Origin of the sequence: Haematomicrobium sanguinis DSM 21259 (assembly GCF_000688395.1) — a bacterium.
GTDB lineage: Bacteria > Actinomycetota > Actinomycetes > Actinomycetales > Micrococcaceae > Haematomicrobium > Haematomicrobium sanguinis.
In genome coordinates, this window is sequence record NZ_JIAG01000001.1 from 49,617 (window position 1) to 61,890 (window position 12,274).

General features: G+C 62.2%; 11 protein-coding genes and 1 riboswitch. Of the genes, 9 read left to right on the plus strand and 2 right to left on the minus strand.

The window, feature by feature from the left end; all coding sequences use genetic code 11:
* Nucleotides 1–79 precede the first annotated feature (79 nt).
* Complete coding sequence (locus O148_RS0100195; protein WP_276203060.1) at nt 80–550, plus strand: low molecular weight protein-tyrosine-phosphatase; 471 nt, start codon at nt 80–82, stop codon at nt 548–550.
* Between the two features lie 18 nt (nt 551–568).
* On the opposite strand, the gene O148_RS0100200 is transcribed toward O148_RS0100195, so the two are convergent.
* Nucleotides 569–2,164, minus strand: a complete 1,596-nt coding sequence (locus tag O148_RS0100200; RefSeq protein ID WP_169737482.1) for an HNH endonuclease signature motif containing protein — start codon at nt 2,162–2,164, stop codon at nt 569–571.
* 182 nt (nt 2,165–2,346) lie between these two features.
* Between O148_RS0100200 and O148_RS0100205 the strand changes: the two genes are divergently transcribed.
* The 6 genes from O148_RS0100205 to O148_RS0100230 all read left to right on the plus strand — a co-directional run bounded on the left by O148_RS0100205 (nt 2,347) and on the right by O148_RS0100230 (nt 9,725).
* Nucleotides 2,347–3,417, plus strand: coding sequence for a hydroxyacid dehydrogenase (locus O148_RS0100205; protein ID WP_205618151.1), 1,071 nt, complete (start codon nt 2,347–2,349; stop codon nt 3,415–3,417).
* A 121-nt stretch (nt 3,418–3,538) separates the two neighbouring features.
* Nucleotides 3,539–4,561, plus strand: a complete 1,023-nt coding sequence (locus O148_RS0100210; RefSeq protein WP_026529324.1) for an ABC transporter substrate-binding protein — start codon at nt 3,539–3,541, stop codon at nt 4,559–4,561.
* Nucleotides 4,562–4,601: 40 nt separating this feature from the next.
* On the plus strand, nt 4,602–6,908 hold the full coding sequence (pabB, locus tag O148_RS0100215) for an aminodeoxychorismate synthase component I (protein WP_026529325.1): 2,307 nt from the start codon (nt 4,602–4,604) through the stop codon (nt 6,906–6,908).
* A gap of 40 nt (nt 6,909–6,948) precedes the next feature.
* A complete protein-coding gene (locus O148_RS0100220; protein WP_026529326.1) occupies nt 6,949–7,827 on the plus strand; it encodes an aminodeoxychorismate lyase in 879 nt (292 codons plus the stop codon).
* 58 nt (nt 7,828–7,885) lie between these two features.
* A riboswitch (SAM riboswitch) is annotated at nt 7,886–7,994 on the plus strand.
* 34 nt (nt 7,995–8,028) lie between these two features.
* Entirely contained in the window at nt 8,029–8,529 is a 501-nt protein-coding gene (locus O148_RS18020) for a rhodanese-like domain-containing protein (RefSeq protein ID WP_075204223.1), read from the plus strand.
* Nucleotides 8,526–9,725 (plus strand): O-succinylhomoserine sulfhydrylase, encoded by a 1,200-nt coding sequence (locus O148_RS0100230; RefSeq protein WP_026529327.1) that lies wholly within the window; start codon nt 8,526–8,528, stop codon nt 9,723–9,725. The genes O148_RS18020 and O148_RS0100230 overlap by 4 nt, the downstream gene beginning before the upstream one ends.
* Before the next feature lie 297 nt (nt 9,726–10,022).
* On the opposite strand, the gene O148_RS0100235 is transcribed toward O148_RS0100230, so the two are convergent.
* Nucleotides 10,023–10,703: a fasciclin domain-containing protein gene (locus tag O148_RS0100235; RefSeq protein WP_035744154.1), complete on the minus strand. Its 681-nt coding sequence runs from the start codon at nt 10,701–10,703 to the stop codon at nt 10,023–10,025.
* 162 nt (nt 10,704–10,865) lie between these two features.
* Between O148_RS0100235 and sigK the strand changes: the two genes are divergently transcribed.
* Both sigK and O148_RS16795 read left to right on the plus strand, forming a co-directional pair.
* Nucleotides 10,866–11,465: an ECF RNA polymerase sigma factor SigK gene (gene sigK / locus O148_RS0100240; RefSeq protein ID WP_240470750.1), complete on the plus strand. Its 600-nt coding sequence runs from the start codon at nt 10,866–10,868 to the stop codon at nt 11,463–11,465.
* Nucleotides 11,462–12,271, plus strand: a complete 810-nt coding sequence (locus O148_RS16795; protein WP_051619630.1) for an anti-sigma factor — start codon at nt 11,462–11,464, stop codon at nt 12,269–12,271. Before sigK ends, O148_RS16795 begins: the two co-directional genes overlap by 4 nt.
* Nucleotides 12,272–12,274 lie beyond the last annotated feature (3 nt).

Below are 12,274 nucleotides of genomic sequence, written 5' to 3' on the forward strand. Positions count from 1 at the left end.
GAATCTTTCGCGTTGACGCAAGAAGGGCCATTGACTGCGCTTCATTACGGAGGTTTGGGTGAGCTACCGAATTCTGACGGTGTGTACTGGAAATATTTGCCGGTCCCCCATGGCAGAGGTGATGATCCGCGAGGCCGCCGATGCTCTCGGTGCGGACGTTGCGGTGGATTCTGCGGCCATCACCGGATGGGAAAGCGGTAGCGGAATGGACGAGCGGGCGCTGGCAACCTTGCGGGAGCACGGATCTTCCGGAGGTACAGATATCCGCGCTCGAAAAGTGACCGACTCCGACTTTGCGGACAATGACCTGATTCTGGCTATGGATCACTACCGGTTTCTGCGAGCAACCGCGCCCGACGCGGCTTCCAAAGAGAAGGAGCGGATGTTCCGGTCTTTTGACCCGCGCGTCGCCGATGCCGGGGTCGACGAGCAGGGCATCGCCGATCCCTGGTACGGCGGCGACGAAGACTTTGAAACCACCTGGCAAGAGATCGACACCGCAATTCCGGGTATCCTCCGGTACGCGCAAGCCAACGGGAACCCCAGTTAGAACATAAGGCGAATCGCGCTAAGCAGATCGGCCGGGAGGTTGGGTCATCCCGATGGTGTGGAAGGTGTTTCTTCGCGGTTTTCGGGTGCCATCGATCCATGGCGGCGGGATCACCCAGGGCAGATTGTCGATAATGGCGAGTTTCCACACACCCTTGTGGATCACGTGGTGGTGATAGGAACATAAGAGCGCGCCATTGTTGACGTTGGTTTCGCCGTCGTGGGCATTCCAGTGGTCCACATGATGCGCTTCGCAGCGCCCGATGGGCGCATCACACCCCGGGAAAATGCAACCCTTGTCGCGGCTGGCCAGTGCCATGCGCTGTGCCCGAGTGAACAATCGGCGCGATCGTCCGAGGTCCAGCGGCTGCGCATCGCCCCCAAGAACAACCGGGATAATTTCCGCCTCACAAGCCAGCTTCCGCAGGACCGACGAGCTCACCGGCCCGGAATACTGAAGTTGAGCGGAGCTCTGGTAAAAGGACTCTCCACCCGCCCGTGTCACGGCGTCCCGGAGGGTTTCGTCGTTGGACGCGGTCTTGTCCACGTCCTTAGTTCCTGAGGCACCCTTGAGTTTCCCAAAGAGCTCGTCATAATCGATCGTGGCCAGGATGGTTGTGTGCGAATCCGTTTCCGGCGAAACCAGCTCCGGATGTTGCATAAGAGAAATAAGCGCATCCAGCCGTTTCTGGGCCGGCGTGGGCTCGATCCCCGCCGTGGAGAGCAAAACCGGGTCCGCGCCGGCAATGTCATAGCCATTGTCGCTAGAGACGCCCCGCCGCTTCTCCACTGCCATCAGCAGGTCGGTTGAGCCCATGAGCGCTTCATACTGCGCAGACGTCATCCGGGCAAGGATGACGTGTAAATCGTTTTCAACGCCGAGATCAAAGATGCCCTGCTTTAGCGCAAGGTACTTCTCGGTGGGTTCGGCACCATCGGGATTTGCAAAAAGTTTCCACCGGTTCGCCAGACGCCCGAGTTCTGCGGGCCCGCATTCCGGTGCCTGCTCACAGAGGAACTCTTCCGCCGCCTCGCCCATCTGCTCCGGCGACAAGTGTTGCATCGCCTCATGACCCTCCTCGGTTCGCGGAGAGAGCGTCTTGATTTCTTTCACGGTGCGGCTGATGATTCCGGCCGTCTCGGCGCTGACCTCACCGCTGAGCACTAGGCGACTCAGTTCCGGTTGCGCGGCAGGGAGAAGGTCGCCGAGCACCGTACGAGTTGGTGTCACCGCCTTGGCAAGACGCACGCGACGGTTCGCTTCCGCAGTCGAAATCCGCAAGGTGTCGGTGAGAAAATCTTTGATGTTTCGATATTGCGGGTGCTCTGGTTCCTTTTCCCAACCGAAGCTGTTGCCCAAGGGACTACTAGCAACCCGCACCTGATCCATGACTCCGGTCAGCATTGTTTGCAGCGCTTCAACCGCTCGGGCTTGGGCCTCAACCTGCTGACTCAGCTCCGTCAGTTCACAACGTGACATGTCATGACCCTGCGTCGCAATGCGGTTCGCTGCGGTCAATAGCCGCGAGGTCGCCTCGGCGAAACCGAACTCAATGTCAGAGCCGGACGAGACGATGTAATTGTGCTCTTCGGAACCCTGGTGGTCCTCGCTCATTGCCTTCACCCCCCAGGTCCGGCACTCGCGTCTTGATTCCTTAAGGATATCACACATGTGTTCTATATCACAACCATGTGACGCTCAGTGTTAGTTCACCAGTTCTACTTGCGAACAAACGCAACCATCGCCCAGTAGGTTGGTATGAAACGGCAGACACAATGAGTCACCCAGGAGCGCCGATGCCCTCGCACGACCTTGCAGACTTCACCATCCCCCCGGCGCACGCTACGTCGACCGAGCACCACCCAAACGCCCTATTCGCCTTGAGCGGCATCGATCTCAGCGAGATCTTTGCTCCCGCCGACTTCGCACGGCTTGAGCGCACCTGCACCGTTGCGGACGCGCCGCCGATCGAAAGCTTCGAGAGCCAAGCCGCACAAGACCTGCTGGCACAGACCGAAGTGCTCATCACAGGGTGGGGCGCACCGCCGCTCACCGACGAACTCCTCGATCACGCCGCGAAATTGCGCGCCATCATTCACACCGCCGGCACCGTCAAAGGCATTGTCCCGACGTCCACCTTCGACCGCGGAATTGTCGTGTCCAGTGCCGCCGCAACCAACGCCATACCAGTGGCCGAATACACTTTCGCCTGCATCATTATGGGGCTCAAGCGCGCCGAAGCCTTCCGGAAACAATATGCGGCGAACCCTGCCGGAAATCGAGCGCTCCCGGCAGACCGCGCCCACCCGGTCGGCGCATTTGGCGCCCGGGTCGGCATTATCGGCGCCTCACATGTTGGCAGGCTCGTAGCTACGCTGCTTCGCGGCACCGGAATGCACGTCTCCATCTACGATCCCTATCTCTCCGAAGCCGAGGCACTCAACCTTGGTGCCACGCTCTCCGACCTGGACACGATTTGTGCGCAGTCCGACGTTCTCACCATTCACGCGCCGGATATCCCCGAAACTCACCACATGATCGGGAAGAAACAACTCGACCTGCTCCCGGACGGCGCGCTTCTGATTAATACCGCCCGTGGCAGACTGCTCGATCACACTGCGCTACTTCCTCATGTTGAAAGCGGACGCCTCGACGCATACCTGGACGTCACAGATCCCGAACCACTGCCCGAGGGCCACCCGCTCTTCAGCCTCCCCAATGTCGTTCTCACACCACACATTGCCGGTTCGCTTGGACGCGAGGTTCACCGCCTGGGCGCCGCCGCGGTCGACGAGATAGAACGCTACGTCGCCGGCAAACCGCTGGCCTTCGGCATAGACAAAGCGCAACTTCACCGCATGGCCTGATGGCGTCTGTTTGCTTGAGCCGACCCTGGTGGCCTGCAGCGGCATTGGTCGACTCGGGTCACCGTGGGTCGGCCGACAGCAACCCGCATTGCCACGCAATGACATAGGTTAGGCTACCCTTATGAACTCCTCCTTGACGAAACGCGGCATCTCCCTGGCCGCGATCGCCGCGCTTTTGACCATCAGCGCGTGCAGCCCTTCCGCCAATAACCCCAACAACGCCGCCAGCCAGAGCCCCGGTCAGACGAACCAGACAGCTAGCGGCGGAAGCACCGCCCAATTCCCCCGCACCGTCAAACACTTCATGGGCTCCACCGAAATCCCGAGTGCGCCGCAACGCATTGTTGCCTTAGACAGCTCATACCTTGACGCCGTCCTCCTGTTGGGCGGCAACCTGGTCGGCTACACCAATTACCGCGCACTCGATGACACCTTCCCCGACTACCTCGGCGACGTCAGCGCACAGACCGCGGACGCCCAGGACGTGGGTTCGCTCGCGGAGCCGTCGCTGGAAAAGATCCTCGCCCAAAAGCCGGATCTCATCGTCTCGGCCAAGGTCCGCCAGGGCGATATGTACCCTGAACTGGCCAAAATTGCCCCGACGGTTTTCTCCGAAACCACCGGCCCCACCTGGAAAGAGAACATCGAACTCGTGGGTGAGGCCATGGGTAAGGAAAAGGAAGCGAAACAATTCCTTCAGGACTATAAAGACAAGGCGGCCCGCGTCGGCGCCGCAATCATGAAGAAGCAACCGGATCTCACCTATTCGCTGGTGCGTTTTGGCAGCCAGGACGTGCGCCTCTACACCAGCAACTCCTTCATTGGCGAGATCATGAGCGACATGGGCATCCCCCGCCCCAAGGACGCTCCGGATGACCCCAATTCAATCCTCGTTCCGATGAGCCCGGAAACAATTCTGGACATGGACGCCAAGCTCATTATGGTCTCCATCTATGGCGGCGACGAGGCGCAGAACCCAGAAATCAAGGCTCGCGCCGAGGAATACCAAAACAACCCGCTGTGGAAGCGCCTCACCGGGGACATCGTCTTTGTCGATGACCGCACCTACGTCTCGTCGGTGAGTTTGCAGGGCGCCAACGCCGTCATTGACCAGCTCGCCGAACGCTTCGGCGTCGAGAGCTAGACGGGCAAATCAAAAAGGGCCGCGACAGTAGACTTGTCTCATGTCGCGGCCCCTTGTCATCCTCCTCGAAGGACGCTCCGGCAGCGGCAAAACCAGCCTTGCACGCGAACTCGCCGACCGCCTCGCAACCGCACTGCCAAGCACCATCTCGCTTGGCACCTTTGCGCTCGAAGACACCTATCAAGGGTGGACCGGCCTGCAAGCAGGAATTGACGTCTTCACCACGGCCATATCCAACCTTGCCAATCGCCGCAGCGCGCACTGGCCCACATGGGATTGGGAGCGCAACATACCGGGCCCGGAACGCGTCACCGCGCCAGCCGACATCATCATTGCCGAAGGCGTCGGCGCGAGCGCGGCACTCGACATTCTCCCCGCACCGGACGCACTCCTCATCACCCTCAACGCCTCACCGGACTTCCGCAAACGTCGAGCCCTGGAGCGCGACGGCGACACGTTCCGCCCCTTCTGGGACACCTGGGCAGCGGAGGAGGACGCCTTCTTCTCCCGCGGACCTCGTCAAAGTACGACGGCGATGCTCACCCTCAGCGCAGACCATCCGGTTTGGCGCGGGGCTGGCACGGAGATGAAAAACATCGCCGATTCGGCATATACGGTTGTCGCGATGTGGCTCGTCTCGCGAGGAATCGACCTGAAAATTCCAATTGAAGAATATAAGGAGCCGAGCCGCAAGACTATCGGCTCAGCTCTCGACCCGGTCGCCCTTGCGTGTAAGGCGGATCGTCCCAACGACACTGTTCCCGCAGCCGCGCACACCGCCGACCAGCCCGCCAACCAGCCCACCGTGCCGCACCTGGACGGTGATGATGGTGGCCCACACGTGTCCGCTCATCGCTTCCTCTGGCTCGACAGTTCCAACGCCGACCAACCGGAAACGCGCAATCGCTACAGCCACTTGTTCCTTGATTCCCCCGGCGTGAGCGCGGTGACCTTCGTCCGCAAGAACCGCACCGAGTGGACGGAACTAACCGGCCCCGGGATCACCTACACTCTCCCTGTGCGTGCCTTCGACTGGCTCGCCGCACAGTGGCCGCCTTTCCCCCGGGCCGGCCACAAAGCCAGCGCCTCAGATCCGGGGAGCCTCGGCTGGGTCGGCCAGCTTAACCATGAGGTGCATTCCGCCGCCGCGGAACAACCGCACGCCTTGGAGCACCTGGCCCCGGAGCACCGCTCCGATCATGACAAACCCACCATCGTTGGCCGGCTCTTCCACGCCGACCGCGCCATCATTATTGACCACGTCAATGACAGCACCACCTTCCTGACGCAAATCGATCAACCCACCGACTGGATCCAGTCCTTTCTTGACAACCCGACCCAGCGCGGCGCGGCCCCCGCGGGAGGCGCAATTACCAAAGCCAAAACGCACTCAAGTGCGCCCGCCCACCCAACGCACCCTGCACCCAGCCCCGCCCACTCAACCCCGATCCAACCGGACCCACGCGAGGAGGCGGGCAACGCCGTCGTGCATCATGAGGAGCAGGAGGCACCTACCTTCACCGCGCGCGACACCCGCGAAACTTACCTCGCGAAGATCGCGGCGGCGCAGGCCGAAATTGCCGAGGGCAACAGTTATGAGGTGTGCCTGACGACCGAGCTCACCGCCCCGCGGCTCGCGGAGGACCCGCTGGAGACCTATTTGCGGCTGCGCGGCGCGAACGGTTCGGCGTTTGGCGCGTTTTTCCGCGTGGGTGAGTGGGCGATGCTCTCCACGTCGCCGGAACGATTTGTGCAGGTGTCGCCCGCCGGGCTGATCCGTGCGGAGCCGATTAAGGGCACGCGTCCGCGCGCCGTCGATCCGGAAGAGGACGCGCGGATTGCCGCCGAACTGCGCGATTCGCAAAAGGACCGCGCCGAGAACGTCATGATCGTGGACCTGTTGCGCAACGATCTTTCGCGGCACGCGAGGCCCGGATCGGTGCGGGTGGAACGGCTGTTTGCGATCGAAAGCTACCCGAGCGTGCACCAAATGGTGTCCACCATTGTGGCGGAATTGGGCGCGGAGGCGAGCCCGGCGCGCGCGATTGAGGCGGCGTTCCCGCCGGGGTCGATGACGGGTGCGCCCAAGGCCGCGACAATGCGGCTCCTAGCCGGACTGGAGACACGCGAGCGCGGCCCGTATTCGGGGTGCATCGGGTATTTTGCCGATAATGGAGCCGCGGATTTATCCGTGGTGATCCGGACGCTGGTGGTGGACGGGGGCACCATGACGCTCGCGGTGGGCGGGGCGATCACCTCGGATTCGGATCCGGGCGCGGAGTGGGACGAGGTGCGCACGAAGGCGTCGGGGATTTTGCGCGTGCTGGGCGCCGCATTCCCCGGCTGAGGCGTTCCCGGCGGCCGGTGGGGCGGACTAGGCTGTGCTTATGCGATCGCTCGTTTTTCTTGATGCCAACTACCCTGGCGGCCGGGTGGCAGACGCGTCCGCGCCGCAACTGAAGGTCACCGATTTTGGTGCCACCCGCGGCGACGGCATCTTTGAAACGATGCTGGTGCGCGGCGGCGAGGTCCGCAAGCTCGATGCGCACTTGGCGCGGCTGGCCGCAAGCGCCGACATGCTGGACCTTGCAATCCCGGAAAGCGCTACCTGGCGCCGGGCCATTGACACGGCATTGACACTGGAAGCGACCGGAGAGGATCACCTGCCCGAGGAACTCACGGTCAAGCTCATCGCGACCCGCGGGGTGGAGGGCGAGGGCGCGGCCCCGACCTGCTGGGTGCTGGTTTCCCCGCTTCCCGACGCGACGATCGCCGCCCGCGGCCGGCCCATTTCGGTGCTGCTGCTGGACCGCGGCTATGACTACGAACTCGCCGAGCGGGCTCCGTGGCTGTTGCTCGGGGCCAAGACCCTCTCCTACGCGATCAACATGGCGGCGCTGCGCTATGCGAAAAAGTTCGGCGCGGATGACGTCATTTTCACCTCCGCCGACGGCAAGATTCTCGAGGGGCCAACCTCCACCGTGCTGGTGGCGCGGGTGGTTGACGGGGTCAAGACCTTGACGACGCCGCTACTGGAGTCCGGGGTTCTCCCGGGGACCACGCAGTCCGCGATTTTCGAGGGCGCGCGAGCGGCCGGCTGGGAATTGGGTTACGGGCCGCTCACCCCCTCCGACCTCCTTGGCGCCGATGGGGTGTGGCTTGCCTCGAGCGTCCGGCTGCTCGCCCCGATCAACCGCATCGATGAGCAGGACATCCCTGTCGACGATGACCTGACCGCCGAGCTCGCCGGGTTCCTGGAGCGCTAGCGCAAACTTCCGTCATCTAACTCCCGCGCGCGCTCTGCGCTTGCTACATTCTTTGCAGAGTAACGAGCGTCGATCGCAGTACGGCCCTGACCGGATCGACCGGCAACCCTCCACCGCGGCGGGGTGCCTCAGGTGAAGACTCGGCAACCCGGTTGCAAGCGTGGCTCGCGCCTGCATCGGCATTCAGGCAAGGTGACTTTCATGAATTACGACGGCGATGCCCCCTATGCGGGCGATCTCACCGCGAGCGCGGCGTGGGACAAGGTAGCGGACGGTTCGGCCCAGTTGGTTGACGTGCGCACCGAAGGCGAATGGCAGCACATCGGGGTGCCTAAGGTGTCCGGGGCGCCAGTGGTGTTTACCTCATGGAGTTTTGCCGACGGGAGTTTGAACCCCTCATTTTTAGGCGATGTTCGGCCGTTGCGCGCGGTGCCGTTGGTGCTGATTTGTCGCTCCGGCCGGCGCTCGGTGGACGCCGCGGTGGCGCTCACGCGTGCGGGTTTCACTGTTTTTAATGTGCTTGACGGCTTTGAGGCGCCGGGCGGTTGGCGTGCCTCGGGGCTGCCGTGGCGAACCGGATGGACGCGCGAAGACGCAGCCGAGAACCTGGCGGACGCGATTGCACGGGTGGACGCTGGTGGTGCGTTGGCCGCGGACTCCGCCACCCCAGCTCGCGACGCACGCGAAACCTCGGCCCAGTGACCCGCTCCTACCCTCGCGAACTCGCCGAATCCTGGGACGCGGCAACCCAAGCGGTGCGCGGCGGGCTGGGCCGCACCGAGTTTGAAGAAACGTCTGAAGCGCTGTTCCTGAACTCCGGTTTTGTCTACGATTCTGCCGAAGCGGCCGAGCGTGCCTTCACCGGCGAAGACGAGCGCTTCGTCTACTCGCGCTACGGAAATCCCACCGTCGCCGCGTTCCAGGAGCGGCTTCGATTGCTGGAGGGGGCGGAGGCGTGTTTCGCGACGGCCAGTGGGATGTCCGCCGTGTTCACTGCTTTGGGTGCACTTCTTGGCGCGGGCGATCGCGTGGTCGCCTCGCGCTCGCTTTTTGGCTCTTGCTTCGTGATCCTGAACGAGATCCTGCCGCGCTGGGGCGTCGAGACGGTATTTGTCGACGGATTCGACAACGAACAATGGACGGCGGCGCTGTCGGTGCCCACCACCGCGGTGTTCTTTGAATCACCGTCCAACCCGATGCAAGAACTTGTCGACATTGACTTTGTTGTGAAGGCGGCGCACCGGGCGGGGGCGCAAGTGGTTCTGGATAACGTGTTCGCCACTCCGCTATTGCAGCGGGCGAGCGAACTCGGTGCGGACGTCGTTGTCTACTCCGGGACGAAGCACATTGACGGGCAAGGGCGGGTTCTTGGCGGCGCGATTCTGGGGCGCAAGGATTTTATTGACGGGCCGGTCAAGAACTTGATGCGCCATACCGGGCCGGCGCTGTCCTCGTTTAATGCGTGGACACTGCTCAAGGGCTTAGAGACCCTGCCGATTCGACTGGAGCGTTCGGTATCGACGGCTCTGGAATTAGCGCGCTGGCTCGAGGAGCAGCCTGCGGTTGATCGAGTTTCTTACCCGTTTTTGGAGTCACATCCGCAATATGAGCTGGCGCGGCGGCAAATGAGCGGTGGCGGGACCATCATCACTTTCGAACTCGCCGGCGGGAAGGCAGCGGCGTTCGAGCTGCTCAACGCGCTCCGGGTCATTGACATCTCCAATAATCTCGGCGATGTCAAATCTCTCATTACGCACCCGGCGACCACGACGCACCGCGCCATGGGCCCTGACGGGCGCGCGAAAATTGGTCTAGGCGATAATTTAGTGCGGCTCTCGGTGGGTCTCGAATCGGCGCAGGACCTCAAGGCCGACTTGGCTCAGGGACTGAAACCCTGACCCTGCCAGCGACGCTGGCACTGAAACTTGCAGTGGCACTGGCACTGAAACTGCACCGTGCCGCGCGAGCCCGTGCCCTGAACATTCCCCCGACACGCACCCGCGAGACCGCCCCCGCAATGCGCACAGTCAAAATCCACTGTGCAGATAATGCACACTTTAGCGGCGTGTCGCGTGCGTGTTCTGCACAGTCGATTGGGGGGGTGGTGGGGGTAAGTGCGACGGCGGGTGGTCACCCTTAGTGACCACCCGCCGCGCTCGCGCCATCTGCTTAACGCGCGATTATGGGGTTTGGCGCTAGTTCTGCTTCGCCGGGGGCATCAGCACCGAGTCGATCAAGTACACGGTGGCGTTTGCGGTCTTGACGCCGCCGCAAATGACCTTTGCGTCGTTGACCATGAGGTTGTCGCCGCTACCGGTGACCTTGACGGTGCTTCCTTCAACGGTGGTTTGCTCGCCCACCACTTCGCTCGGGCTCAGCTGGCCGGGAACCACGTGGTAGGTCAGGATGTTGGTAAGGGTCTCGGCGCCCTCGGGGGTCTTGAGCGTGTCGATGGTGGCCGGGTCGATCTTGCCGAACGCCTCATCCACCGGCGCGAAGACGGTGAACTCACTGCCGTTCAGGGTGTCGACCAGATTCACATCCGGGTTGAGCTTGCCCGAAACCGCTGCGGTCAGGGTCTTGAGCAACGGGTTGTTCGAGGCGGCGACGGCCACCGGATCCTGAGCCATGCCCTCAACCGAGCCGGCTCCGTCCGGAACCTCTTTGGCGTAGGCCGCGCAACCGGCACCCACCAGGTCCGCTGACGGGTCCATGGATTCGGTGCTCTGCATGCTCGGGGTGGACATCGGGGTGGATGCTTCAGAGCTCGGCGCACTGCTGGATGCGGGCGAGGAGGTGCTGCAGCCGGCAAGCGCAAGAGAAGCCATTGCCAAGAATCCAACGGTTGCCATCACGGGGCGATTGATGCGTTTCATGATATTTCTCATTCCCTTTCATTGATCACTTGACCTATTTGGTCTTTTCCGGTGATCTTCATCAAGCCATTCGACGCAATTGTCCGACCGGTTTGGTCTGAGTTTGGTTTTTCTTTGAGCAGGGTTATGGACACCGGACGCACTGGTTGAAAGAATGTTGGGGTGCCTATAGAAGAGACGAGCGACGCGCCCCACCGCGACGCCGACAATTCCGCAGCACTCGGGCAAACCCTGCTGGTCGAGATATCTCGCGGCGACCAAGAGGCGTTCTCGAGGCTGTATGACCTGTACGCTCCCCGCGTTTTCGGGCTTGCCCGCCGGTTGATCCTCGACATTCAGATCGCCGAAGAGGTGACTCAAGAAGTTTTTGTGCAGGTTTGGCAAACCGCTTCGCGCTTCGATCCGAATAAGGGTAAAGCGCTCTCCTGGGTACTGACAATTACTCACCGACGCGCGGTGGATCGAATCCGCAGCGAGCAGGCGAGCCAGGACCGCGATAAGAAGGTAGGAGCTCGCGCACTGGATCGCGACCTTGACGACGTTTCCGAAAACGTCGTTACCATAATTGAATCTGAACGCGTTAAAAGTGCATTAGAGAAATTGAGTGAACTGCAACGCCACGCCCTCGAATTGTTCTATTTCAGCGGCCTGACGCACAGTGAAATCGCTGCACAATTAGAGGTGCCGCTCGGCACCGTAAAAACCCGTCTTCGCGACGGAGTACTGAAACTGAGAGAGGCCATGGGGGTGAACGGAGTATGACCGATCGTCACGATGACCAACACCCTCGCCAGCACGAGGAGAGCCTCGGGGAAGATGTGGGCGCTCTCACACCTGAAGAAGCCCGCGAATTCGAGGACACGCTGGCCGAGCTCGGCGGAGCGGTGCCGCCGATGGCCCCACCGCCCGAACTCAAGCGCCGCATCATGGACATTGTTGCCAGCACACCGCAAGAGTCCGCTCCCGCCGAAATCGACGCGGAACGCCCGCAGCTAGACGAGCCGCAAAGCGAAAGGCCGGCATCCGGCGTGACATCCCTGGACGCTGCACGTGAGCGTCGCGCAGAAAGCGACGCACAGGCCCGGCCCGGCTTGAAGCGAGGCGCCACCTGGCTAATCGGCGCTGCCGCCGCGGCCGCATTCTTCGTGGGCGGGGTCTATTTAGGCAACAGCATGGATAAGCCCACCGCTGGCGGGGATAACCAACCCACCGCCACCCAGTTGCCCCAGGGCCTCGCCGAAATGCTGACCCAGCCAGACGCCAAGACTGTGAGCGCAGAAGTCACCGGCGGCGGGTCAGCGCTACTGGTTGCCTCAGCCGACATGGGCAAGTCCGCGGTACTGCTCTCCGACGTGCCCAAACCCAAATCCGGTGAAATCTACCAGCTCTGGTACATCCAAAATGGCAAGGCCACCTCGGCCGGAATTGCCACCATGGACAACCGGGACGCGCAATGGTTCGAACTGGACGGCACCTATAAGCCCGGCATGACCGTGGGAGTCACCGTGGAGCCAGAAGGCGGTTCCGAACAACCCACAACCACCCCGATTGTGGGGCTCGTCGCCTAAACG

What these genes read in the sequence shown, in the direction of transcription:
- O148_RS0100235 (WP_035744154.1), bottom strand. Translation starts at nt 10,703, where the DNA reads ATGAAACGCATCAATCGCCCCGTGATGGCAACCGTTGGATTCTTGGCA.
- O148_RS0100210 (WP_026529324.1), top strand. Translation starts at nt 3,539, where the DNA reads ATGAACTCCTCCTTGACGAAACGCGGCATCTCCCTGGCCGCGATCGCC.
- O148_RS18020 (WP_075204223.1), top strand. Translation starts at nt 8,029, where the DNA reads ATGAATTACGACGGCGATGCCCCCTATGCGGGCGATCTCACCGCGAGC.
- pabB (WP_026529325.1), top strand. Translation starts at nt 4,602, where the DNA reads ATGTCGCGGCCCCTTGTCATCCTCCTCGAAGGACGCTCCGGCAGCGGC.
- O148_RS16795 (WP_051619630.1), top strand. Translation starts at nt 11,462, where the DNA reads ATGACCGATCGTCACGATGACCAACACCCTCGCCAGCACGAGGAGAGC.
- O148_RS0100200 (WP_169737482.1), bottom strand. Translation starts at nt 2,164, where the DNA reads ATGAGCGAGGACCACCAGGGTTCCGAAGAGCACAATTACATCGTCTCG.
- O148_RS0100205 (WP_205618151.1), top strand. Translation starts at nt 2,347, where the DNA reads ATGCCCTCGCACGACCTTGCAGACTTCACCATCCCCCCGGCGCACGCT.
- O148_RS0100220 (WP_026529326.1), top strand. Translation starts at nt 6,949, where the DNA reads ATGCGATCGCTCGTTTTTCTTGATGCCAACTACCCTGGCGGCCGGGTG.